Source organism: Gemmata algarum (genome assembly GCF_034097035.1).
Taxonomy (GTDB): domain Bacteria; phylum Planctomycetota; class Planctomycetia; order Gemmatales; family Gemmataceae; genus Gemmata; species Gemmata algarum.
In genome coordinates, this window is the sequence record NZ_JAXBLV010000066.1 from 1 (window position 1) to 24,388 (window position 24,388).

At 70.7% G+C, this 24,388-nt stretch carries 17 protein-coding genes; 11 read left to right on the forward strand and 6 right to left on the reverse strand.

Annotated features, from left to right (window positions below; translation table 11 throughout):
- Positions 1 to 114: 114 nt before the first annotated feature.
- Positions 115 to 1,524 carry a Gfo/Idh/MocA family protein gene (locus R5W23_RS07080; protein ID WP_320685735.1) on the reverse strand — a complete coding sequence of 470 codons (1,410 nt, stop codon included), beginning with the start codon at positions 1,522 to 1,524 and terminating at the stop codon, positions 115 to 117.
- A 110-nt stretch (positions 1,525 to 1,634) separates the two neighbouring features.
- Between R5W23_RS07080 and R5W23_RS07085 the strand changes: the two genes are divergently transcribed.
- From R5W23_RS07085 to R5W23_RS07095, 3 genes are all read left to right on the forward strand, one after another.
- The gene (locus tag R5W23_RS07085; protein WP_320685736.1) at positions 1,635 to 2,573 is read left to right on the forward strand and encodes a DUF4261 domain-containing protein; all 939 of its coding nucleotides are present in this window, start codon (positions 1,635 to 1,637) and stop codon (positions 2,571 to 2,573) included.
- Between the two features lie 127 nt (positions 2,574 to 2,700).
- A complete protein-coding gene (locus tag R5W23_RS07090) occupies positions 2,701 to 4,641 on the forward strand; it encodes a S9 family peptidase (RefSeq protein WP_320685737.1) in 1,941 nt (646 codons plus the stop codon).
- Positions 4,642 to 4,773: 132 nt separating this feature from the next.
- Positions 4,774 to 6,240 (forward strand): hypothetical protein, encoded by a 1,467-nt coding sequence (locus R5W23_RS07095; protein ID WP_320685738.1) that lies wholly within the window; start codon positions 4,774 to 4,776, stop codon positions 6,238 to 6,240.
- Positions 6,241 to 6,601: 361 nt separating this feature from the next.
- On the opposite strand, the gene R5W23_RS07100 is transcribed toward R5W23_RS07095, so the two are convergent.
- Complete coding sequence (locus R5W23_RS07100) at positions 6,602 to 7,717, reverse strand: calcium-binding protein (RefSeq protein ID WP_320685739.1); 1,116 nt, start codon at positions 7,715 to 7,717, stop codon at positions 6,602 to 6,604.
- Positions 7,718 to 7,893: 176 nt separating this feature from the next.
- On the opposite strand from R5W23_RS07100, the gene R5W23_RS07105 reads away from it, so the two are divergent.
- From R5W23_RS07105 to R5W23_RS07115, 3 genes are read left to right on the forward strand one after another with little or no spacing between them, the layout of a single operon-like run.
- Positions 7,894 to 8,520 carry an RNA polymerase sigma factor gene (locus R5W23_RS07105; protein ID WP_261184225.1) on the forward strand — a complete coding sequence of 209 codons (627 nt, stop codon included), beginning with the start codon at positions 7,894 to 7,896 and terminating at the stop codon, positions 8,518 to 8,520.
- Positions 8,517 to 12,101, forward strand: coding sequence for a serine/threonine-protein kinase (locus tag R5W23_RS07110; protein ID WP_320685740.1), 3,585 nt, complete (start codon positions 8,517 to 8,519; stop codon positions 12,099 to 12,101). The genes R5W23_RS07105 and R5W23_RS07110 overlap by 4 nt, the downstream gene beginning before the upstream one ends.
- Before the next feature lie 41 nt (positions 12,102 to 12,142).
- Positions 12,143 to 13,021: an ABC transporter permease gene (locus R5W23_RS07115; protein ID WP_261184223.1), complete on the forward strand. Its 879-nt coding sequence runs from the start codon at positions 12,143 to 12,145 to the stop codon at positions 13,019 to 13,021.
- Between the two features lie 23 nt (positions 13,022 to 13,044).
- On the opposite strand, the gene R5W23_RS07120 is transcribed toward R5W23_RS07115, so the two are convergent.
- Positions 13,045 to 15,303: a hypothetical protein gene (locus R5W23_RS07120; RefSeq protein ID WP_320685741.1), complete on the reverse strand. Its 2,259-nt coding sequence runs from the start codon at positions 15,301 to 15,303 to the stop codon at positions 13,045 to 13,047.
- A gap of 176 nt (positions 15,304 to 15,479) precedes the next feature.
- On the opposite strand from R5W23_RS07120, the gene R5W23_RS07125 reads away from it, so the two are divergent.
- On the forward strand, positions 15,480 to 16,472 hold the full coding sequence (locus R5W23_RS07125; RefSeq protein WP_320685742.1) for a DUF1559 family PulG-like putative transporter: 993 nt from the start codon (positions 15,480 to 15,482) through the stop codon (positions 16,470 to 16,472).
- Between the two features lie 42 nt (positions 16,473 to 16,514).
- Here R5W23_RS07125 and R5W23_RS07130 read toward each other — a convergent pair whose 3' ends face one another.
- Positions 16,515 to 18,887 (reverse strand): sigma-70 family RNA polymerase sigma factor, encoded by a 2,373-nt coding sequence (locus tag R5W23_RS07130; protein WP_320685743.1) that lies wholly within the window; start codon positions 18,885 to 18,887, stop codon positions 16,515 to 16,517.
- 207 nt (positions 18,888 to 19,094) lie between these two features.
- Between R5W23_RS07130 and R5W23_RS07135 the strand changes: the two genes are divergently transcribed.
- Positions 19,095 to 19,823: a hypothetical protein gene (locus R5W23_RS07135; RefSeq protein ID WP_320685744.1), complete on the forward strand. Its 729-nt coding sequence runs from the start codon at positions 19,095 to 19,097 to the stop codon at positions 19,821 to 19,823.
- Here the strand turns inward: R5W23_RS07135 and R5W23_RS07140 are convergent, their stop codons facing one another.
- Positions 19,824 to 21,374 carry an MASE1 domain-containing protein gene (locus R5W23_RS07140; RefSeq protein ID WP_320685745.1) on the reverse strand — a complete coding sequence of 517 codons (1,551 nt, stop codon included), beginning with the start codon at positions 21,372 to 21,374 and terminating at the stop codon, positions 19,824 to 19,826.
- Positions 21,375 to 21,615: 241 nt separating this feature from the next.
- Complete coding sequence (locus tag R5W23_RS07145) at positions 21,616 to 21,834, reverse strand: hypothetical protein (protein ID WP_320685746.1); 219 nt, start codon at positions 21,832 to 21,834, stop codon at positions 21,616 to 21,618.
- A 70-nt stretch (positions 21,835 to 21,904) separates the two neighbouring features.
- Between R5W23_RS07145 and R5W23_RS07150 the strand changes: the two genes are divergently transcribed.
- The 3 genes from R5W23_RS07150 to R5W23_RS07160 all read left to right on the forward strand — a co-directional run bounded on the left by R5W23_RS07150 (position 21,905) and on the right by R5W23_RS07160 (position 24,367).
- Positions 21,905 to 22,912 (forward strand): glycosyltransferase family 4 protein, encoded by a 1,008-nt coding sequence (locus R5W23_RS07150; RefSeq protein WP_320685747.1) that lies wholly within the window; start codon positions 21,905 to 21,907, stop codon positions 22,910 to 22,912.
- Between the two features lie 421 nt (positions 22,913 to 23,333).
- On the forward strand, positions 23,334 to 24,104 hold the full coding sequence (locus R5W23_RS07155) for a hypothetical protein (protein WP_320685748.1): 771 nt from the start codon (positions 23,334 to 23,336) through the stop codon (positions 24,102 to 24,104).
- 104 nt (positions 24,105 to 24,208) lie between these two features.
- A complete protein-coding gene (locus R5W23_RS07160) occupies positions 24,209 to 24,367 on the forward strand; it encodes a hypothetical protein (protein WP_261184214.1) in 159 nt (52 codons plus the stop codon).
- Positions 24,368 to 24,388: the final 21 nt, after the last annotated feature.

Genomic DNA, 24,388 nt, shown 5'->3' on the forward strand with positions numbered 1-24,388 from the left:
CCTCTGGCCCGCACTCCAGCGCCGATACTGAGACAGCGATCACTGGTGCGCGGCGCCTACCGGCGGGCCAGAGGCCCGCGCTCCAGTGCAGATCCGGCAGTCAGCGGCGGCGCGTTAGCTGATCTTCCAACCGCCGCGGCGCTCGCGGGCGATGTGCTTGTTCGCCTCCGACTGCTTGAACGTGTTCGTCTTCGCGTCCCAGTCCAGTTTCAGGCCGGTCCGCAAAGCGATCGTGCCCAGGTGGCACACGATCACCGACCCGGCCCCCACCTCCACGCCGCAGATCGGCGTCTCGCGCGTCTTCACGCAGTCGAGGAAGTTGCCCATCTGGTCCCGCGGGACCGACGAGTACAGCTTCGGCTTGTCCCCGTCCTTGAAGGGCGCGAACACCGCCTTGTCGCTGGCCAGCAGCAGCCCGCGGCCCACGAACAGCGTGCCCTTGTCGCCCTTCACCAGCACGCCGTTCTCGAACCCCATCAGGTCGCCCTTGCGCGGGTTGCCGTTCGTGTCCACCAGCCCCTTCACGGTCGAGCCGGCGCCGTGGCTCACCTCCACCTTCACGCCGTTCGCGTAGCTGTGCAGCACCTTAAACGTCTTATGGCAGTTGTACCCGTCGCCCTTGTCGTAGGCCTTGGCGGCTTCGAGCACCTCCGTGCGGACCGGGCCGCTGCCGTCCATGTCCAGCATCCACTGCGCGATGTCGATGTGGTGCGCGCCCCAGTCGGTCATCTTCCCGCCGCTGTAGTCGTACCACCAGCGGAACTCGTAGTGGCAGTTCGTCTTGCCGCCGTCCTGCCGGTACGCCACCTTCGGGGTCGGCCCGAGCCACATGTCCCAGTCCAGCTCCTTCGGCGGCTCCACCTCCTTGATCGGCCCGCTCTGGGGGTTCTCGCCGATCCGGCACTCGATGCTCTCCACCTTGCCGATGCGGCCGGCGCGGACCAGTTCGGTCGCGAGCCGGAACCGGCCGCCGAACTCGGACCGCTGCTGGCTACCGGTCTGGAGGACCCGCTTGGTTTCGGCGGTCGCGGCCTTCATCGCGAGCGCCTCTTCGATCGTCAGCGTGAGCGGCTTCTCGCAGTACACGTCCTTCCCGGCCTTCATCGCCGCGACCGCGATGATCGCGTGCCAGTGGTCGGGGGTCGCGACGATCACCGCGTCCACGTCCTTGCTGGTCACCAGCTCCCGGAAGTCCTTCGTCCCCTTAACGCCGAAGCCGTCCTTCTTGTACTGGGCCACCGCGTGGTCGACGTGGCGGCCGTCCACGTCGCACACCATCGTGAAGTTCACCTTGTCCTTGTACTTCTTGGCCTCGCCGTACAGCGCGTTGGAGCGGCGCGGGTTCGGGCCGACCCCGATCACCCCGATGTTGATTTTGCCGTTGGCGCCGGTCTTGGGCTCGTCGGCGCGGGCCTGGGTGCCGAACCAGTCCTTGGCGTGCCACGCCGGCAGCCCGGCGAGCGTCAGGGCCGTGACCGAGCGGTTCATGAACCCCCGGCGGGAGAGGTTTCCGCGGTTCAACATGGCGGCGTTCCTTAGAGGAATGCGTGTGGGAGGGAAGCGATGAGTGGGGACCGCGTATGATACTACTGCCGGGAACACCGCACGCAATCAGAAAGTGAGCGAGCCGCGCGATGGCCGACGACCTGCTGGACCGCTTTTTCGGAAAGGGCGTGCCGAAGCTCGGCGGCCCGCCGGTCGCGAACCCGCGGCTCCGGGACCCGCTCGGGCTCCAGTGCCTGTTCGACATCCCCCTGGACCTCAAGGCCGACGCGGTCCAGGCCGCCGTCCGCGACTACCACCCGGACCTCGACCAGGCGACCGTCGAGCTGTTCCACGTCCCGCCGGACGACAAGAAGCGCGACAGGCCGCACGACCTGGAACCGGCGATCATGGGCCTCGTCGCGTGGGGGCCGCACGTCATCAAGCTGGTGGCGTTCGCGAACCCGATGCCCCCGGAGGCGGTGCGGGCGTGCGTGCAGCCCGCGCACTTCGCCCCGGAGTTCAAGGAGGTCGCGTACCGGCACCAGACGCACGTGGTGCTCTTCTACAACGGGTACGACCAGGACCCGCTGGAGCAGTACGTCGCGCTCGCCGCGGTGGCGGGCGTGCTCGCCACGTTCGGGGCGGTGTTCACGCTGAACGAGACCGCCCGGACGGCGATCCCGGCGCCCGTGCTCACGGCGCACGAGGAGGACAACGGGGACATGCTCGGCGCCCTCCGCGGGCTGCCGCTCGTGCTGCTCTACTGCGGGTTCGTGAAGCTGGAGATCGAGGGTCAGCCCGGGGTGTGGATGCGCACCTACGGCGCCCACCGGTTCGGGCTGCCGGACCTGGCGCTCCACGCGCCCGACCACACGTCCGCCCAGTTCACGTTCGAGCTGTTCGGCAACGCGCTCCGCTACCTCCGCACGTCCGGCCAGCGGTTCGCCCCGGGGCACACGATGCAGGTGGGCGACGACCTGTTCCTGCGCCTCCGCGCCCGCACCCCGGACGAGTGGTACCTGGACAGCGAGGGCGAAATGCTGGTCGCCGAGCGGGCCGCGGGAGTCGATGTGTCGGCCCACCCGTAGCTCCAGCGCGGGCCGCAATGTCGCGGCCGACGAATAGCTTGTGGAACGTGTGATCGGGTAAAAGCACCGGCCCAGTGCGTCGAATAGCACCGGACCCGTGTCCGTTTTCCACTCTGAAGGTGCCCACATGATTCGGTTCGCGTTCCTCGCGGCCCTGGCCGCGGTGCCGGCGGTCGCGTCGGCCGAGGCCCCGCCGCTGATCCCGCGCGACGTGCTGTTCGGCAACCCGGACCGGACCGCGCCGCAAATCAGCCCGGACGGCAAGCACCTCGCGTACCTCGCGCCCGACGCCAAGAACGTCCTCCAGGTCTGGGTCCGGAGCCACCCGCCGCAGCCCGGCAAGCCCGACGACCGGGCCGTCACCAGCGACGAGAAGCGCGGCATCCGCCGATACTACTGGGCGCACGACGGCAAGCACCTCCTGTACCTTCAGGACAAGGGCGGGGACGAGAACTTCCACCTGTACGCCACCGAACTGGCGACCGGCAAGACCCGCGACCTGACGCCGTTCGACGGCGTCCGCGTGGAGGGCGTGGACCTCGACGAGCACAACCCGGACACGGTGCTCGTCGGCCTGAACAAGCGGAACAAAGCCGCGTTCGACATGCACCGGATCACCATTTCGACCGGCGCGGAGAAGCTCGACACCGAGAACCCCGGGCTGATAATCGGGTGGACCACGGACAAGGACTTTGTTGTCCGCGCCGCCACGGCGGTCAACATGAAGACCGGCGGGTACGACCTGATGGTCCGCGAGAAGCCCGGGGCCGACTGGAAGGTCGTCAAGCAGTGGACCAACGAGGAGCAGGGGCAGCCCGCCGCGTTCGGCGCGGACGCGAACACCCTGTACGTGATCGGCAACGACCAGACCGACACCATGCGCCTCACGAAGCTCGACCTCGCCACCGGCAAGGAACAGGTGGTGGCCGAGGACCCGACCGCGGACGTGAGCGGCGCGATGGTCGACGACAAGCGGCGCGTCCCGCTGGCCGTGTCGTTCACCCGCGCCCGCACCGAGTGGAAGATCCTCGACGACGGCATCAAGGCCGACTTCGCGGCCCTCGCCAAGGTGCGCCGCGGCGACTTCAGCGTCACCAGCCAGACCCGCGACCAGAACCTTTGGGTGGTGGCCTACGCCACCGACGACGGCCCCACCGCGTTCTACCTCTACGACCGCGCGGCCAAGAAGGCCGAGTTCCTGTTCGTCAACAACTCGAAGCTGGAGAAGCTGACGCTCGCGCAGATGGAGCCGATCAGCTACCGGGCCAAGGACGGGCTCACCGTTCACGGGTACCTGACCAAGCCGGTCGGGGTGGACGCGAAGAACCTGCCCACCGTGCTCCTGGTCCACGGCGGCCCGTGGGCGCGCGACAACTGGGGCTTCAGCTCGCTGACGCAGTTCCTCGCGAACCGCGGGTACGCGGTGCTCCAGGTGAACTTCCGCGGCAGCACCGGGTACGGCAAGAAGTTCCTGAACGCCGGCAACCGGGAGTGGGCCGGGAAGATGCACCAGGACCTGATCGACGCCAAGGAGTGGGCCGTCAAGCAGGGCGTCGCGGACCCGACCCGGGTCGCGATCATGGGCGGCAGCTACGGCGGGTACGCCACGCTGGTCGGGCTCACGTTCACCCCGGACGCGTTCACGTGCGGCGTGGACATCGTCGGGCCGAGCAGCATCGTCACGCTGCTGAAGACCGTCCCGCCGTACTGGGCGCCGGCCAAGGCGCTGTTCGCCAAGCGGGTCGGCGACCTCGAAAAGGAGGAGGCGTTCCTCAAGGAGCGGTCGCCGCTGTTCAAGGTGAACGACATCACCAAGCCGCTCCTGATCGGCCAGGGCAAGAACGACCCGCGGGTGAAGGTGGCGGAGAGCGACCAGATCGTCGAGGCCATGCGGAAGAACGGCAAACCGGTGGAGTACGTGCTGTACCCCGACGAGGGCCACGGGTTCGCCCGCCCGGAGAACCGGCTGCACTTCTTCGCGGTCACCGAGCAGTTCCTCGCCAAGCACCTCGGCGGGCGCGCCGAGCCGGTCGGCGAGATCAAGGGGCACTCGGGCGAGATCAAGTAGCCGCCGGCCCGTCCGCCGATTCGGCACGCGGGCGGCCGCGAACCGCGTTACAATGGGCGGGACCGCCGGGGCTTTCTCCCGGCGGTCCCGCTCACGTCAATTTGTCTCACCGCCACTTGGCGGGAGGGCGCCGTGCCGATCCGGTTCCGCTGCCCCGGTTGTACCGGGCGGCTGTCGATCGCGACCCGCAAGGCGGGCGCCACCGTCGTTTGCCCCAACTGCGGGGCCGCCGCAACCGCGCCCGGCGCGGAACCGGAAGCCGCTCCCGATCCTGAGCGGCGCGAGGTAGACGCGCCCCCGCGCGGCGCTCGCACCGCTCTCGCCGCGACGGTTGCGGCCGTGCTGCTGTGCGCCGGCGTGGCGCTGGTGCTCTTCGTCGCACTGCGGAAGCCGGGGGGCAGCGCGGGCGAACAGGCCCGTTCCGCTCCGCGGGCGGAACCGCAACCGGCGGCCGCGCAGGTCGTGCCCGAGCCCCCTTCAGTCGCTCGCCCCGCGCCGAACGCCCCGATCGGGGACGCGGAGGCGCAGCCGCCGGCGTTCACCCAGGCGCCGGTCCCGCACGCACCGGTTCAACAGCCGCACGCCCCGCAACCGCAAGTCGTCCCTCAATCCCAGCTCTCACCCCAACCGCAGCCCGCGGTGCCACCCGTGCCGCAACCGCCGGTGCCGGCCCCGGCCCAGCGCCCCCCACTGGACCGGTTCGGCAACCCGGTCGGTCCGGAGCAGGGGCTCGCGCGCGACGGCGAGTTCAAGGGCACCAAGATCCTGTTCTGGTGCGCGTTCCAGAACGCCGGGAACGTGTTCTTCGGCCCGACCAACCCGCTCTGGAAGGCGCTGGAAGACAAGGGGTTCGTCGTGCGCCGCGCCTTCGGCCGGTTCGACCCGCGCTGGCTGAAGGAGGCCGATCAGTTGTGGGTCGTGTCCTCCGGCCGGTTGGAACTGCCGGCCGGGGTGACGCCGGAACTTCTCGTCGAGGCAATGGGGCTGCTACCCGCGGGGGCGGCGCCGTCCGGGCTCACGCCGGCGGAGTACCAGTTCGTCGTCCGCGCGACACTCGACGTGGCGTTCTCGCCGCGGCACGCGCTCGACGAGCGGGGCTACGCGGCGATCGAGGCCTTCGTGAAGGCCGGCAAAGGGGTGTGCCTGCTCGCGGACGACGAGCCGTTCACGGCGGAGGCGGACGAACTGGCCCGCCGGTTGTTCGGGGCGCGGGTGAGCGGCAACTACCACGCCGACAAGGTCGCCGCTGTCCGGGGGCGCGGGTTCACCCCGGCGGAAGTGCGGCGGTTCGGCGGGCAGTTCGAGGTGGAACCGCACCCGCTGCTCACCGGCGTGAACTTCCTGTTCGAGGGGATCACCGTGAGCCACGTGGGGCCGGCGGCCGGGCTCGAAGCGGCGCTCGCCGCCAGCGACGGGAAAACCCTCATCGCGGTCTCGAAGGACCCGGCCCGGCGGGTGGCCATCGACTGTGGGTTCACGCGTTACTGTCACGGCCCGACCGAGGGGACCAGCTACATCGTGAAGACGCCGGGCACCGTGCGGTTGGGGCAGAACGTCGCCGCGTACCTCGCCGGCAAGGGCGCCCCGAAGGGGCCGTAGGCGCCCGACCGCCCCGACCGGACGCGCTGAGCGTCCGGCCGGGCCCGAGCGTTTCAAACGGCGTCGGCCGGTGACCAACCCCTACCGCGCAGTTCTGGCCGTTGAGTGTGGTCCGCTCACTCCGTGAGCGGTCGCTCCGCGCGTCAGATGCGTGCCGCGGGCTTGCAGCCCCATCGTCGACGCCACGCGTATCCGATACCCGGAGCGTCCGCTCACGGGGTGAGCGGACCACACTCAACGGCCGGTGCATAGGCACGTCACACCGACTTGAAACCGCTGGTGCCGCCGGGATGGTTGCGCCGCTCCCGAAAGCACATTCGCTCCGGGGCGGCGCAACCGGCGCCGGCCGTTTTACGGCGCATCAGCCGGGCAGCGCGGAAATGTGCTCGAAGTTCCAGTCGGTCTTGTCGCGCGCCTCGACTTCCAGGAAGTGGTCGTACCCGGCGTCCCCGTACAGGTTGTCCTTGTCGCCGTCCAGGGAGCCCCAGACCCACCCGGCGTACAGCCAGTCGCTGCCGTCGCCGCCGCTCAGGGTGTCGCTGCCGTCGCCGCCGCGGAGCGTGTCGTCGCCGGCCCCGCCGGAGAGGAAATCGTCCCCGGACTCGCCCTCGTCCGACTTGGTCACCACCGGGCGCCCCACGTAAGCGCCGTCGTAGTAGTACTCCGGCCCCCACTCGACCGTCATCCAGGTCGCGCCGAGCGTGTCGTTCCCGTTGCCGCCGTACAGCTTGTCGTTCCCGTCCCCGCCCTGGAGCCGGTCGTCGCCGTCCTCGCCGTACAGGGTGTCTTCGGCGTTCGAGGTCAGGACGAGCGTGGGCTTGTATTGGGAGTCGCCGTAGTAGTCTACGTACACGTAGTGGGCGGCCGGGTCGTAGTCCCCGTACACGATGTCGTTGCCGGCCCCGGCGTAGACGGTATCCTGTCCGGCGCCGCCGTACACCTTGTCGTTGCCGGCGCCGGCGTACACGATGTCGTTGCCGTCGCCGCCGTACACCGTATCGTCGCCCTCGTCGGTGTAGATGGTGTCGTTGCCGCCGTCCCCGTTCACGAAATCGTTGCCGGTGTAACCGCGGATGAAGTCGTTCCCCTCGCCGCCGATCAGTTCGTCGGCCACGTACCCGCCGCGCAGGGTGTCGTCCCCGCGCCCGCCGTAGGCAGTCAATTTGTTCCACGAGAGGTTGCTGATGTAATCGTTCCCGTCGTAGCCGCCGAAGCGGATCGCCGTCGTCTCGTTGATGTCGTACCGGTACAGCACCGGGCCGTCGCCGGCGAAGGTGACCGTGACGTCGATCCCGCCGAGATAGTTCGGCACGACGTCCACCCGGTCGTCCCCGGCGGTCCCCTCGATCACCAAGGTTGTACCGGAGAGGGACACCCCGGCGGGGGTGAGCCGAGAGGACAGGGTTTCGACGCCGAGCCGGGCACGGCACGAGGCGGGGCTGGCGGGTGCGAGCAGGTTCTTGAGCCAACTGGTCATGGCACAACTCGGAGAGCGTGTTAAGAACAGAACTGCAACCCGTTCGGCGGCGGGCGACCGAACCTAACACCGCGCGCAACGATATTTTGAAGTTGACGCGCCGCCCGCGCCCCGGGTGTTGACCCGGCCGCCCCGTGTGCCGAAAATTGACGCCACCCGTCGGAGGTTCCCCGCTCATGGACCCGGCCGCCGCGCGCACCAGCGTTACCCTCCTCGCACGCCTCGGCGGGGCGCCGGCCGACGCGGTGGCGTGGACCGAGTTCCTCCACCGGTACGGCCCGCAAGTCCTCGCCTGGTGCCGCCACTGGAACCTGCAAGCGGCGGACGCCGAGGACGTGGCCCAGGACGTGCTGCTTCGGGTGTCGCGCCAGATGCGCACGTTCCGCTACGACCCCGCGCGCAGCTTCCGCGGGTGGCTCAAGACCGTGGCCCGCGCCGCCTGGGCCGACTGGCTCGAGGCGCGGCGGCGGGCGGTCCCGGCCGCCGCCGACACGTCCGCACGGCACGCCCTGGAGTCGGCCACCGCGCGGGACGATCTGGTCGGGCGGCTCGAAGCCGAGTTCGACCGCGAGCTGCTGGACGCCGCCGCCGCCCGGGTGCGGGCGCGGGTCGACGCGCGCACCTGGGACGCGTTCGCCCTCACCGCCCTCGACGGCGTGAGCGGGGCCGAGGCGGCGGAGCGGCTGGGCATGAAGGTGGCGACGGTCTACGTCGCGAAGGGGCGGGTGCAGAAGCTGCTACAAGAGGAAGTCCGCGCGCTCGACGGCGGCCCTGCCGCGGGGGACGAGGGGGACGACGCATGAGCGCGTGCCCGCCGCCGGACCAGCTCCAGGGCTTGATCGACGGGACCCTCGGCGCCGCGGCCCACCCGGCCGTCGAGGAACACGTGAACGGCTGCCCGGCCTGCCAACAAGCGCTGGAGCGGCTGACGGAGTTCCCGCCGCTCGCCCCGGCGGGCGCGGCCGAGCCGCCCCCCGACGCGTTCCTCGCGCGGGTCCTGGCCGCCGCCACCGCGGGGCCGCCGGCCCCGGCTCCGGCCACGGCCACGGTCGCGGCGCCCGACGTGCCGGGGTACGAGGTGGCCGGGGAGCTCGGCCGCGGCGGCATGGGGGTCGTCTACCGGGCGCGGCACCGCCGCCTCAACCGCACCGTCGCTCTGAAGGTGCTGACGGACGCGGGGCTGAACGACCCGGCCGCGCGGTCGCGCTTCCTGACCGAGGCCGAGGCGGTGGCCCGGCTCCAGCACCCCCACATCGTCCAGGTGTACGAGTTCGGCGAGCACGCCGGGCGGCCGTACCTCGCGATGGAGTTCGCGGACGGCGGGAGCCTCGCCGAGCACCTGGCCCGGGGCCGGACGTTCCCGCCGGCCCGGGCCGCGGAGCTGGTCGCGCGGGTGGCCGACGCCGTGGCCGCGGCGCACGCCAAGGGCGTCATCCACCGGGACCTGAAGCCGAGCAACATCCTGCTGGGCGGCGAGCCCGGGGACCCGGCCCCCAAGGTGGCCGATTTCGGCATCGCCCGGGTCGGGCGGTCCGAAATGACCGCCACCGGCGAGCTGCTCGGGACGCCGAGCTACATGGCGCCCGAACAGGCGGCCGGGCGGCACCGCGACATCGGCACGTACACCGACGTCCACGGCCTCGGCGCCATCCTCTACGAGCTGCTCACCGGCCGCCCGCCGTTTTTGGGGGACACGGTGGTGGACACCTTGCAGCGGGTCGTGCGCGACCGGCCCCGGCCGCCCCGCGCGCTGGCCCGCGGGGTGCCCCGGGACCTGGAGACCATCTGCCTCAAGTGCCTGGAAAAGGCCCCGGGCGACCGGTACCCGACGGCCGACGCGGTGGCGGCCGACCTGCGGGCGTACCTTTGCGGCGGCACCATTAGCGCGCGGCCGGCACGGGCCTGGGAGCGCGGCGTTCGCCTGATCCGCCGCCACCCGGTCCCGTTCGCGGCGCTGCTGCTGATCGCAGCCACGGTCGGGGCGGCCTTCGTTTTGATCGGGCTTGCGCTGCGCGTCGCACTGGTCGCACAGTCCACCGCCGAGAAGAATCGGCAGGAGGCGATCGAGGCGCGGCTCAAAGCCGAACTCGGGGCCACGAAGTCCGCGCTCGAGCAGGCGCTCGCGCTGTGCGAGGCGGGGAGCGTGGACCGCGGCCTGTCCGGGCTCGACGAGGTTTTGAACGCGGCGCAGCGGATCGGGAACCAGGAGCCGGAGCGGGTGGCGCGGCTGAACCGCGCCGCGCGGGGCGAGTTCCAGGAGCTGGAGCGGGTGGCGCGGCTGAACCGCGCCGCGTGGGGCGAGTTCCGGTCGCGTGAGGAGTACGGATTCGACCGGCCGGACCCTGCCCGCCCGGTCACGGTCGCCGTGTTCACGGACGACGGCCGGGCGCTCGTGACGGGCAGCCGCCGGGGCGGCGCCCTGCGGGTCTGGGACCTGGACGACAAGGCGCACGGCACCGGCTCGCTACGGGAGCTGGCGCCGCCGGACCCGGCCCGCCCCGGGGTGGTGGCGGCGTTCCCGGAGCCGGACCGGCGGCTCCGGGTGGTGTACGAGTCCGGCCACGTGAGCGAGTGGGACCTCCAGACCGGAACGGCCGTTCGCCACGACCTCGCGTTCGAGCCGGACAGCCCGATCCGGTCCGCCGGAGCGACGCTGGCGCGCCGCGCGGTGTCCGGCCGGCTGGTGGGCATCGGTTCGGCGGACGGCAGCTACCGGGTCTGGGACCTGGACCGCCGGCGGCTGCTCGCCCGCCCCGACGGCGAGACCGCGTCCCGCCACTTTTACACCGGCACGAAGCGGCGCCAGAGCCCCCACGAGCCGCCGGCCCTCGAGCCCGGCCCGGCGCCCGGGGCCGTGACCGGGCTCGAGTTCCCGGACAACGGCAACATGCTGCTGACCGCCGGCGAGCAGGAGGGGGTGATCCTGCTGGGCCTCCCGTCGCCGAACCGCGGCTCCCTCTTCGAGCCGGTCCAGGGCGGCCGCCCCAACCCGGCGGTGACGTTCCACCAGTTCGACCTGGGCGGCGAGGTGCTCAACATCCGCGTCGGCCCGGACCGGCAGACGTTCCTGGCCGGCGGGGCGAGCGCGGTGAGCCTGTGGACGATCCACGACCGCGAGCGCCCGCTGTGGGTCAACGGGCACCCCGACCGGGTCACCGCCCTGGCGTTCAGCACCGACCGGCGGCGGTGCGCGACCGCGGACCGGGGCGGGGTCGTCCGCTGCTGGGACGTGACGTCCGGGGCGCTGCTGGCGGAGCTGCGCCTCCCCTCCCCCGTGCTCGCCCTACAGTTCCCCCCCGACAAGTCGGACAATCTGCTGGTGGGCGGGGCGGACGGCTCGTCCGTTTTGTGGCGGCTGCCGGCCCAGCTCGAGCTCCGGGACCGGGCAGTCGAGCCGACGCCGCTCGGCCCCGGCATCGTGATCCGGATCGGCCCCAGGGCCGAACAGGCGATCCGGGCCGCGGGGTTCGAGGCGCGCCACGGCGGCGAATGGGCGGCGACCGCGCGGAAGGTCGAGTTCTGGTCGGGCGACCGGGCGGCGGCCGCGCGTAAAGCCGAGCTCTGGCCGGGCGCCCCGCCCCGGCTCAGCATCCGACCCGCGGGCGAGGGCACGGCGCTGGCCCCGCAAGGGGTGTCGGTCAGCCCGGACGGGCGGTGGCTGGTGACCGCGGTGCAGGGGTCGGGCGCGGTGTCCGTGTACGACCTGAGCCGCACCCCGCCGGATCGTCAGAGCGTTCCCGCGGCGCGGGCGGGTCAGGTCGCGTTCGTGGGTCCCCGCTCCTTTGTGACGGTGGCCGAGCCCGGGCCGGACGGGGACAGCGCGGGGGAACTCGTCTGGTGGGAGCTGGACGAGAAGGGCGGGGCCGGCCGGCTCGGCGGCTGGCCGGCCGCCGAGGTCTCGTGCCTCGCCCCGCACCCGGGCGGCGGGGCGGTGCTGATCGGCTACCGCCGGGACCGGCGGGCGCGCCTGTGGAACTTGGCCAGCGGGGCGGAGGTCGGGCCGGGGTTCCCGCACCCCGGCCCGGTGACCGCGGCCGCCGTCGCCCCGGGCGGCGACTGGGCGGCCACCGGCGGCCAGGACGGGAGCGTGCGGCTGTGGCCCCTTTCCGGCGAGGAGTGGGGCGGGCGCGCCCCGCAGCACGCGGGGCGGGTGAACGCGCTGGCGTTCGGCACCGGGCCGTCGCACGGGGTGCTCGCCACCGCCAGCGCCGACGGCACCGCCCGCTTCTGGGACGCCCGCACGGGCTGCCCGCTCGGGCCGCCGCTCCGGCACCCGACGGCGGTGCTGTCGGTCGCGTTCGGCCCCGACGGGACCCGCGTCATCACTGGCACGCTCAACGGCTACGCGAAGATCTGGCCCGCGCCCGACAGCGCGACCCGCTGACGGCGCGGTGCCCTCCCGGCGGCGCCGCGTATCATACCTGTATGCTCGCACACCTCCGCACCCTCCGGCTGGCCGCGTGGCTCGGCTGGCAGCTCGAAACCAACTGGGCCAGCCCGTGGCTGTTCGCCCTGTACATGCTCGTCAAGCCGGTGTGCGGGTCGCTCATGCTGGTCGGCATGTTCTACGCCGCCAGCCAGGCCACCGGGGGCGTCGGCCGCCGCGTCCCGGTCGAGTTCCTGCCGTACATGTACGTGTCCAACGCGTGCTACGGGCTGGTCGGCACAGTGATGTTCGGGCTCAGCTACGCGGTGGTGCGGGACCGCGAGCACTACCGCATGCTGAAGTACGTGTACATCAGCCCGGCCCGGTTCCAGACCTACTTCCTCGGCCGCGGCGCGTCCCGCGCGCTCGAGGGCACCATCGGCGGGGCGCTGAACCTGGCGGTCGGGCTCGCCCTGTTCGCGCAGGTGCGGACCGCGGTCGCCGTCGACGTACCCTGGCTGCTCGCGTACCTGGCGGTCGGGGCGGCGATGCTCTGGGCGTGCGGGATGATCCTGGCCGCGGCGTGCCTGAACCTCGCGCGCAACGGCATGTTCCTCAGCGAGGGCATCGCGGGGCTGGTGTACCTGCTGAGCGGCGTCGTGTTCCCGATCTCGGTGTTCACCGGGAACATGGCGTGGGTGCGGTGGGTCAGCATGGGCCTGCCCACCACGTACTGGCTCGAGGGGATGCGCCGGGCGCTCATGGGCGATGTGCCGGAGCGGCTCCGCGGCCCGCTGGCGGACTGGTCGAAGGCGGAGCTGGCGCTGGTGCTGGCCGGCACGACGGCGGTGCTGGTGGTGCTGGCGCAACTGTTCTGGCGGTGGAGCGAGCGCCGGGCGTGGCGCCTGGGGCGGCTCGAAGAGAACGCCGGCGTGTGACCGCCGGCGCCCGGCCCCGACCGCTAATAGAGCAGCACGAAGGACTGGAAAAAGATGTTCGCGTCGGTCGCGGTGAACACCCCGACGCCGTGAGCGGACAGCACGTGCGCCCCGCCGTCGAACTCGTGGAACCGCACCCGGAACCCGGGCTGCTCGCCGGTGCCGCGGCGCTGGTAGTCTTGCCAGGCGAGTTGCCGCCCCGAAGCGGCCGAGAAGTTGACCGGGCGCGGCAGCCCGGCGGCGCCGGGGCGCCCGAGGGCCGTCGCCAGCGCCTCGCGGGCGCGGCGCCGGTCGTCGTCGGTGGCCCCGGCCGGGTACCGCACGTGACCGACGTGGAACACCAGCCCGTCCTTCGTCACCGTGTGAAACGCGCCGGTCAGCTTGGCCCCCTCCATCACCTTGTCGAGGGCGTCGGTCTTGACGGCCGGCGTGGGGACCGAGACCCGGTACATCGCGTCCGCGGAGATGAACCAGGGCCAGTCCTGGAGCTTGCCGTCGGTCGACAGTTGGGGGGCGTCGGGGTTCGGCAGGAACTGAGCGAACTGGGCCGCCTTGCGGGCGTCGAAGTCCGCGCCCCGCGGCCCGCGGAGGGTCACCACGAACCCGACGCTCTTGCCCGCAGCGTACCGCCGCACCTCGGCCGTCCCGCCCGCCTCGCTGGCCTCTTCGACCGCGTCGAGCGTGGCCCAGGTCAGCTTCTCCGTCTTCGCCCCCTCCGGCAGCGGCCCGGCCATCCGCCGCACGTACTTGGCGAGCAACTCGGTCCGGTCCGCGGGGGTGGTCGCGGGCGCGAAGTTGAGCAGGCGCACCGACAGCGTCGTCTCGGTGTCGCGGAACCGGATCTCGTTGTAGTCCCCGCCCAAGAGCTGCCCCTTGCCGACCTCCTCGAGGAACGCCAGCCGGCCGCCGCGCACGGCCGTCACGCCGCCCGGCGGGACGGCCGCGGCGAACCGCTGGAAGGCGTCCGTGAACGGCACCCAGCCGTCCGGCGCCGGGGGCAGGGTCGGCTTCTCCGCGGCCGCCCCCGGCTCCTTCTTGGAGCCCGCCGACAGGTCCAGGCTGTCGAAGAACAGTGCCAGCTCCGGCGGCTTCAGCCCGCCCGCGTCGCGCACCAGCCCGACGTACCCGGCGGACTCGGTCACGAGCCGGCGGACGACCAGTTGGCGGCCCCCGGCGCCGGCCCCCGGCTCGGCCGCGTGGACCGTTTCCTGGGCCGGCCGGCCGGCCCACGTCACCCCCTTCGCCTCCCCGGCCTTCAGGCCCGCCGGCACCTCCAGGGTGGCGACGACCGCGTCGACCGCGGCCCCGCGGCGGTCGGGCGGGGTGCCGGGGGCGTACGTGACGACGACCAGCCCGAACTCGTAGTTGGTGATGAGCCCCCGCTTTTCCGGCGGGGCGCTGGTGTCCACCTCGAGCTTCCGGGTCGAGTAGTACGTGGCCAGCCGCACCCCGGTCACGCTTTGGGGCAGTGAGCCGCGATCGGTGCCCAGGGCGCCGGTGTACCGGCCCTCGTTCGGAATGCCCCACGGGAACCGCACGCGGAACCCGCTGTTCGGGCGTTCGAAGTCGGTCCACTGGCTGGTGACCGCGGCCACGGGCGGACCGCCCGCGGGCGCGCCGGGCTTCGCCGCTTCGGTGCCGAAGAACCCGAACCAGTAGGCGGCGCCGGCCAGCGCGCCGGCCCCGGCGACCACCACCACCATCCCGCCGAGCAGCAGCAGCGGCAGCACGCTCCGTCGCGGCCGGTCGTCGCGGTCCGCGTCGCGGTCGCGGGGCCGGCGCCGCCGCGGCCGGTCGTCACCGTCGCGGTCCGCGTCCGGGCCGCGGCGTCGGCGCGGCCGGTCGTCGTCCCCATCCCCTCCCTCGGCGGCCCCACCGCGGCGAGCCGGCCGAGGGTCCTCCTGGTCACCCGGGGGACCGCGCCGGGCGCGGCGGGGCGGACGGTCATCCCCGTCTCGGTCATCTCGGTCGCCCCGGTCGCCCGCGGGGACGCGCCGGCGCGCGACCTCTTCGTCTCGGTCGTCCCGGTCGCCAGGGGGGTGCCGGCGCGCGACCTCTTCATCCCGGTCGGCGCCGGTTTCGGCCGCGCCGACCGGCTGTTCGCCCGGCGCGGCGGGGGCGGGCGCCGGGGGCTCGTCCTCGACCACCTCGAACGCCGGCGCGGCGCCGGCCGGAACGGGCACCGCGACCCGGCACTTCGGACACGTGAGCGTTTTTCCGGCGGCGGCGGCAGGGGCGTTGAGTCGGGCGGAGCAACCGGGGCACGTCACGGAAATGGCCACAACTTCGACTCCGGAACCAAGCGAATTGAATAGGAATGGTATACGAACTTCAGTGACACCGCCCGGGTACGGCCGCCGGGAGCGGAAGGGCCGCGCGGCGAGAATGCGTTGGACCGCGGCCCGGCGAGCGGCGATGATGACCGAGCGCCCGCGCAGATCGACCCGCGAGTCCCAACATGTCCCCGCTCCGTCGCGCGTTCACACTGATCGAGTTGCTGGTGGTGATCGCGATCATCGCGGTCCTCATCGGGCTCCTGCTGCCCGCCGTCCAGAAGGTCCGGGCCGCGGCGGCGCGGACGCGGTGTACCAACCATCTCAAGCAGATCGCGCTGGCCGCCCACAACTACCACGACGTTAACGAGCGGTTCCCGTCGGGCGCCCAGACGGGGCCGCGGCCGTCGTCGCTGTTCGTGGAGCTGCTCCCCTACATCGAGCAGGCGCCGCTGTACCAGCAGTGGGACTTCGCCGCCCCCGCGAACAACTACTCGGGCACCGCCCCGCGGGCCGGGACCGTCGTCGCCATTTACGTGTGCCCGGCTCAAACGCTCACGCACGGCGGCAGTTCGTTCGCGGTCACCACTTATGGCGGCAACGGCGGCACGGTGGCGTTCCCGCCGGCGCGCGCCACAGTCGACGGTATGTTCCACACGACGGGGCCGCTGTCCGAGCCGCGCGCGAACCAGACCGGCGTCCGGATGCTGGACGTCTCCGACGGCACCTCCAACACGCTCTTCTTCGGTGAGCGGGTGGTCGGCGACCCGGCGCTCGACTCGTACCTGAACGCGCCGGCGGGCGTCATCACCCCGGCGCCGGGGCCGGACATTCAGCCGAGCGCGAGTTACGCCATGTGGGGGGCGCTCCCGGGGCCGAATGCGGCCGGCGGGCTGCTGAGCGCGGAGGCCGTGATCGGCTACCGGCACGGGACGGTGTGGACCCCGCCGCCGCCGCCGCTGCCGGGGTTCCCGCCCGTACCGCCCCCGCCGGTGGACGGCGTCGCGCTGAAGGCCCTGTGGTGGCGCCGGCTCGGCGCCTACGGGAGCTTTCACACCGGCGGGGTGATGACCGCCCGCGCCGACGGGAGCGTGAGCTTCCTGCGGGACTCCACCACATCGCAGGTGCTGATCGGGCTGAGCACGCGAAACGGCAACGAGGTGATGCCGTCCGAGTGACACCCCCCGCGCCAAACGGCCGAGCCCCGGCGGGAGTGAAGTTCACTCGACGACTGCCTCCACCCGGCTCTCGTTTCCCGCCGCGTCCGTGGCAAGCACCTGAACCCGCACCTTCTTTTTGACCCCAGGGTCGAAGGTCACGGTCGATTCGGTCGAGGGCACCGACACGTCTTGCCAGGGAGACGCGGGTTCGGTGGCTTGCCACCGGACTTTGAGCGTACCCGGGTTCGCCTCGGTAATGGCCCAGGCCACACGAATTTCGTTTCCTGCGCGCGTGGCCTCGGTGATGCGGACCACGGGCGGCGTGGTGTCCACAACGACTTTGAAAGTGGGCTTTAGTGTGACCGTGGGCGCCTCGGAACGGTCTTTCGGGTTCTCAACGATGTCGAACCAATACAGCCCGTCTTCCGGTGCATCGAACGCCAACCCGGTCGCATCAGGTGCGGCTGTTCCGGCTTGGAACCACGTCGCTTCCCCACCCCGGCACGTGAACAGCGTTACCCCGCGGAGCGCGGCCTGCCGCTCGAGCGGAATTTGAACGGACAAACAAAATTTCCGCGCCGAGATGAACCCAGGCCCGCCTCCCAGCTTCGGCAAAGGGCCGTCCTTCGGCTTTGCGGGTACGGGCGCCACGTCGCCATCCGGCAGCCGCGTCGGCGGTATGAGGTCAGAGCTACCCTTCGGCCCCTTCGCCGGCCGGACCGGTGGTGTCCGCAATGACTCGAGCCACGCATCTTCAAGCACGGATGCCGAGTCGAACCCGTACACCTGCTTCGCCGCTCGGTCCCACGGCTCGGCCGTGTTGCTGTCGAACCCGGCGCGTATGAAGTCCAACAAGGCACGGTGCGGATTTGTCGAGGCGCCTTTTGTGAGTATTCCCAACCCGGGCGCCGGTCCCGCGTCCGTTGTGCCCGGTACGAGGGCCGGTTCGGCGGCTGGTGTGCGAGCCAGCAGGAACCGCACGACCGAATGCCCCTGAACGCGCAGCGTGCTGGCGTCTCGCGGGTACTCGGTCATCCGGAACAGCACCCGGCAGCGAATCCCCCGACCCGCGTTGAGCAGTTCGCGGCAGCGGATGTCGTTGTGGAACTGGTCTTCGGCGCTGTCGAAGGTCATGGCGATCCCCTCGTCCACCCAGCGGGGTAGCGACCGGCCGAAGTGGTACCCGAGCAGGACGCGCGCGACCTCCCGCGGAACGGCGGTCGAAAGGACATCCTCGAACGGCCCGGCCAGTTCGACCCGCGCGCCGCGACACAACGGCTTGCCGCCATTCACGTCGGCCCGGAAGTCGAACTCCGTCGCGCCCGTCGCCCGGTCCGCAGAGCGACGGATCACGATCTCGCACGGCCGGTTCCACACCGGCGGTTCCGCCCCGAGCCACAGCACACCGAGTTGCGCCCGCTGGTACTCGGCTTCGGCAGCAACCGCGCGAGCAATAACGTGAGTCGGTGCGGACACCAGGAAGTTCGTGCTACGGTAGGCACTCACCGGACGGTCAGCGCCAGGCGACGCGGCAGCCCCGTCCGGAACAGGGGCTTTCGGCTGTGGCGGAGGGGCGGTCGGGACCGATGACGCGAGCGGCCGTTCCGGCGGAGGCGCCGGCGTCGGCTGTGCCGCGCGGCCACCCAAGCCGAGGGCGACAGCGGTGACCGCAAGTGCAGCGGCTGCCGATATTTTTAATCTCGTCATACTGCCCATGACTCCTTTCGCCGCGATCGCGGCCGGGCCGACCGGTGCCGCACCGATCAGGAACTCAATCGCCCCGCCCGTCGCAAGGCGCCCCAGGCCGGGCGGAACGGCGTACACCACTCCGACACCGGCCACCAGGCCCCCGGCGACGGCCGGCACGATCCCGCGCCGCTCCAGGCGGGCACGGAGAACCGACTTGGCCCGCTCCAGCCGGCGGCGCAGCGTCCGCACGCTGCTGCCCAGTTCGGCCGCCGCCTGCTCCTGCGTTCGCCCGCCCACGAGGCACAGGACCAGGGGAGCGCGGAGGTGCTCGGGCAGCCGCGACAGTTCGTCATCAAGTGCGGCCGCCAGTTCGGCGCGCTCAAACGGGTCCGCGGGTCGCTCAACGGGGCCGGGCACGTCGGGCGCGAGCGCCACGTAGCGCCCGTCCCGCCGCGCCATCTGTCGGGCCACCCGGCCGGCGGCGCCGACCAGCCAACTGCCCACACTCGCCGCCTTCCGCACGCCCGCGGCGCGGCAGGCGAGCACCAAGAACGTGGCCTGGAACGCATCATCCGCGGACCGCCGGGCGAGCCGCCGGCAAACGCGGTACACCAGCGGCCCGTGGCGGCGGACGAGTTCGGCGAACGCGACCTCGTCGCGCGCGGCCACGAACCGCGCGAGCAGTTCGGCGTCCGGCGTTTCGGGAGCGACAGCGTGGAGCAGCTTGAGAACGTGTCCCGGCATCCGTTCCTCCCCGGAGTTCGCGTAGTAGTGTGTGGTCGCGGGCGCGAGCGGCCAAGTTTTTTGCCGCCCGTCTCACCGGGGCGAACTTTTTCCCCGGAACCGACCGACTCGCCCGTCAGCGGTTATTCGTTTTGCCGCGTGGGGCCGCACAGATATTCTCATTCTGCACCTCTCCGCACCGTTCCCGCATCAGTCAGGATGCCCCCCATGCGCGCGCTCTGTTCGCTTACAACCGCCTTCGTTGTGTTCACCGCATCGGCCGGGGCCGCCCCCGTGCCGACCGAGAAGCCGGCCCCCTCACTCGAAGGCAAGTACACGCTGCTGTCCGTCTCCAGCCCGGCGGACCGGGCCGGCGCCGCCGGGGGCGGGTTCGGGGCCGTCGCGCCGCCGGGCGGGGGTGCGGTCGTGGTCCGCGCCGCCGGGCTCACGGCGTCCTCTCTGCTGGCCGGCCCCGCGACCTTCACCAAGAACGAAATCTCGCTCGAGGGCCGCGCCGGCACCTTGCCGCCGACCACGCTCGCCATGCTGGGGGCCAGCGCCGGCCCCACGACGATGGAGTACACGTTCGACGCGGCCAAGATGACCATCGACATCGAAACCGTCAGCCTGCGCGGCAAGAAGACAAAAGCGCTGGGCGTGGTCGAGGTGGTGGGCGACCGGCTCATCGTGGCGGTCGGCCGGGACGGGGACGACCGCCCCAAGAACACGGACGAGGCCGGCGACGTGACGGTGTACTACTTCCGCAAGGTGCCCGCGCCGCGCACCGAGTTCCGGATCGTCGCCATGACCGTCGGGAAAGAGGGTGACGCCGAGAAGGAGCTGAACCGGCTCGCGAAGGACGGGTTCGAGCTGGTCAGCACGACCACCCCCGCCGCGGCCGACGCGAAGTCCGCCCCGACCACCGTTCACTTCGTGCTGAAACGGGTCGTGAAGTGACTACCCGGCCGCCCCTTCGTCGCCCGCGGCGGCCAAGTCGGGGAACCGCTGGACCATGTCGTCCAGGCACTTGGGGCAGATCCCGTGCGTGACCGACGCGTGCGTGTGTTCGCTGATGTACCCTTCGACCGAGTCCCAGAACCCGGCGTCGTCGCGCACCTTCCGGCACCAGGCGCACATCGGGATCATCCCGCGCAGCGTTTTGATCTCGGCCAGCGCCTTCTGGAGTTGTTCGATCAGCACGGTCCGCGCCTGTTCCGCGTCCTTCACGTCGGTCACGTCCCGGGAGATGCCGACCACCCGCCACGGCACCCCGTACTCGTCCCGCACGGGGAACGAGCGGGTGTGAACCCACCGCACGGCGCCGTCCGGCCGGACGATCCGGAACTCCCCGTCGTACCACGCGAGGCGGCCCGCAACCCCGGCGCGGTCGTCGGGGTGAACCGCGGCGACCAGCGTGCCGGGTTCCGCGTACAGGCTCGCGCAGGTGCGCCCCCACACCATCTCGTACTGCGGGCTGACGTACAGCACGCGGGCGCAGTCGGGCGTCATGGCCCAGAACACTTCCTGAATCGTCTCGGTGACCTGCCGGTACCGCTCCTCGCTATCGCGCAAACGTGCGTCGCTCCGGTCGCGTGAGACCTGGGTCGCGGCCAGCACCAGGGAACACAGTGCGAGAACGCCGACGAAAAGTTGTGCCATGAACAGTTGCGCCGCGCGGGCGGCGTTCGGGTCGACGAACGGGCCGCGCCCGCGTCCGGTGTTCCAGATCGCGAGCAGCGCGATCACCAGCACCGCGGCGGACGCCCCGCGGACCCGGAACCGCAGCGCCGCCCACGGGAAAAACACGAACAGCGGGAACGCGAACGACAGGACGTACCGCCCGCCCGCGGGCTCGGCGAACACGGCCACCGCCAGCGCCGCAAGCCCGCCATACAGCGCGACCAGTTCGCCCGCGCACCAGATCGAGGGCGGCGGTAAGGTGACCCGATCGAACCGTGCCCACGCGAGCACAAAAGGCGTCACGACCACGACGCCGATCACGTCGGACAGCCAGAACGCCACCAGCGCGCCGGCGAAGTCCGGCACGCCGAGACCGAACACGATAACCGCCGCTCCCGGCACCGCGCTTACGAGCCCGGTCGCGAGCACGGTGAAGAACAGCCGGAACACGTCGTCCCCGCTCGCCAGCTCAAACGAGCCGCTCCGGGCGTACCGGAGCAGCCAAGCGGCGAACCAGGGCTCGCCGACGTTCACCAGCGTGAACCCGAGGCCCACCGCCGGCGAGTTGCCGCCCACGAAATTGGCGATCAGAGACGCGGCGGTTCCGGCGACCAGAGCCGTCCACCGCCCCCGCGCTCCGGCGACCAGAAGGGTGCCAAGAAGCAACCCGTTCGGGGGCCAGAACAGGGCCATCCGCTCGGGCTCGGTACGGAACTCCAGGCCGAACATGGCGGCGGCGAAATAGACCGCCGCAAAACCGAGGCCGCGTGCGAAGTCGGCCGGTCGGACGAGCGCGGGGTGGGTTGCAGGCGCCGCGGGTGCGTTCATGGCTCGGCGGGCGCCGGGAGTGTAGAGAACGGGCGGTGTTTAGCTGAAGGCTACTGCGCCGGAGAGCGGGTCGCAAGCGGCTTGATGAAAGTAAAGTGAGAGATGTGGTGCGATTACATCCCGAACACGATTCCTAACGCGCGCACCGAATGCGCTTCACAAGACATACATCTTATGAGGCACTACCGTTGAGTCTCCCTTCTCGGACCAAGCCGGGGCCGCGTGATCCGTAGCCCGCTCGCTACTCGGGCGTCGGCCCGTCCTTCTTGCGACGGGTGCTATCGTCGTCGAGCCGGTTGAGCGTGTCCGAGCGGTAGCGGCCGAGGTCCTCTTCCGCATGGGCCGCCTCTTCGGGGTTCTCGGCGAGGTCGCGTTTCAGTTCGGCGCGGCGGTGCTTGTTGCCGCGCTTCTTCAACTTCCGCTTGAGATCGCGGAGCATCCGCTTGTCGGGATCAGGCACGGCACCAACCTCCGTCGGAAATCGTCACGGCGAACTTGAAACCCGGGGGCCGGGGCTTGAAACTGCCCCAATGGCACGCATCCTGATCGCCACCGACGCATGGCACCCGCAGGTGAGCGGGGTGGTCCGCACGCTCGACACCACGTCCCGACTCTTGCGCGAGCAGGGGCACACCGTCGAGGTGATCGAGCCGACCCCTTATCCCGCACTCCGGGTGCCGTTTTACCCCGAAATCCCGCTCGCGCTGCCGCGACCCGGCCGCATCTACGAGCGGATGTGCCAGTTTAGACCGGACCACGTCCATATTTCCACAGAGGGACCGATCGGCCTCCTGGTTCGCCGGTTCTGCACGCGAATGCGCTGGCGGTTTACGACCTCGTACCACACGCGGTTCCCCGAGTACCTGAAGAAGCTGGCGCGGGTGCCCGAGGCACTCACGTACCAGTTCCTGAAGTGGTTTCACGGACCGTCGGCGTGCATGATGGTCGCGACGCCGAGTCTGGAGGCGGAACTCGTCGCCCGCGGGTTCCGGGCGCCGATCCGGCGGTGGTCGCGGGGCGTCGATTTGGGACTGTTCCGCCCGCGCCCGAAACCGGACATGGAATACCCGCGCCCCGTGCTACTGTACGTGGGGCGTGTCTCACACGAAAAAGGTATCGGCGACTTCCTGAAGCTCAAAACCGCCGGCACGAAGCTGGTGGTTGGCGACGGCCCGGCGCGGGCCGAACTGGAACGCGAGCACCCCGACGCGACATTCCTGGGCTACCGCAAGGGCGAACCACTCGGCGAGGTGTACGCCGCGGCGGACCTGTTCGTGTTCCCGAGCCGGACCGACACGTTCGGGATCGTGCTGATTGAGGCGCTGGCGAGCGGGTTACCGGTGGCGGCGTACCCGGTGACCGGCCCGGTGGACATCGTCACACGCCCGGAACTCGGCGCGCTCAACGACGCCCTGAGCGTAGCGGTATCGCAGGCGCTGGCCGAAGGTAGCCCGCAGGCGTGTGCGGAGGAGGGAGCGCGCTACACCTGGGCGAACTGCACGGCACAGTTCCTGTCGAACTTGGCACCGGTGAGGTGACGCCGCTGCGGAAATGAGCGCCATAAATAGACCGGCGGCGACGGACATCAGGGCACCAGCGCAGGAAGAACGGCCGACCTTGCCAGTAAGGATTGCTCAATAGGAACGTTACCGTGTTATCTTGCGCACGACCCGGGCCAACACGGGCGCATATGCACACGGACAATGGATGGAACAGCCACGCAGGCCTTGAGTTCGGCTCGTGTGTCGTGTAGAGTGCGAGTCCAGTCGCTTCAAGTTCGGGCCGCGTAACATTGTAAGGCCTCTCAGTGTGGTACGCTCACTCCGTGAGCGGTCGCTCCGGGTTTTGGATGTGCGTTGCGCACGACGGCCAAGCCGGTCACACGAGCAGCGGACCTGCTACACAGAGCAACCGCTCACGGGATGAGCAAACCACACGCATCGCAGTACAGAGGTAACGATGCCACCCATCAGCAGCTACGCCTGCAACGAATGTGACTTCGAACTACCCTCGGGGTGGGGTGGCTACACGTACGCCGTTGATAACTCGGGGCAAAGGGTGGTGTGCCCACATCCCGGCGAATTCCACACCGTGTATCAAGTAACTGGCCTGAACTACACCGACGCCCAGAACGCAGGCCGGGTTGGTTTCGCCCAGCACTGCGTATGCCTGGATTGCCTCAGGCAGTTCGACCTCGATCTGGAGCGGGACGCGGTACTGTGCCTCGAATGCTCCTCACGTCAAGTCCGCTCCCTGCGCGAGTCAGTCGGCCAGAAATGCCCCCGCTGCAAAGTCGGTCTGATCGAAGAAGGCTCAGTGATCCGATGGAAACTTGACCCGGATTGGGAGCAGTTACCGGTCCCCCAGGTTGTCGACGATTTGATGAAGTTTGTGGAGCACCGACGCGTTCCGGGTTCGTTGGAGCGTGCGGCCGAGGTTGCCAACAGCTTTGGAGAGGGTAACTTTTTCGTAGTAGCCCTCCGACTGCTGAGGTGGTGGGAGGGCGATTACTTCTCGCAAGATCAGGAGCAAAAGGACTCGGCCGAGATGCAACCGCAGTGGACGTGGTGCATGGCACTGCCAGACGTTCTAAAATCTACACCTGCAATTGCCGAATTGGTGGTCATCCGAGGTGGTCGGTGTTGGTTTGCAGAGAGCGTGAGTCCAGAGGCACGTCGCGGAATCAAGAACTACCTCCGTAAGCACCGCAAACACGTTGTCTGGTCTTAGCGCCAGCATGAAACAGGTCTCATGTTACTCAACTCAATCGCTCCAACGCCGACTCGCGCTCACCCGAGGCAACCATCGCCATGACACGCCTACGATCAGCGACCGTGCGTGGTCTGTTACGAACGCTGGTGGCCCTTGCGTTCCTCCACTGGGGCCTCGGTGCCGCGCTGGGCAAGGCCGTCCCGGCGGCCGTACTCTTCGGTGTCGTGTACGGAATCGGCGTGTGGGCGCTAGAGAGCTACGAACCCGCCCGCTCGGGATGAGGCCGGCCTTCGCTTGTACTT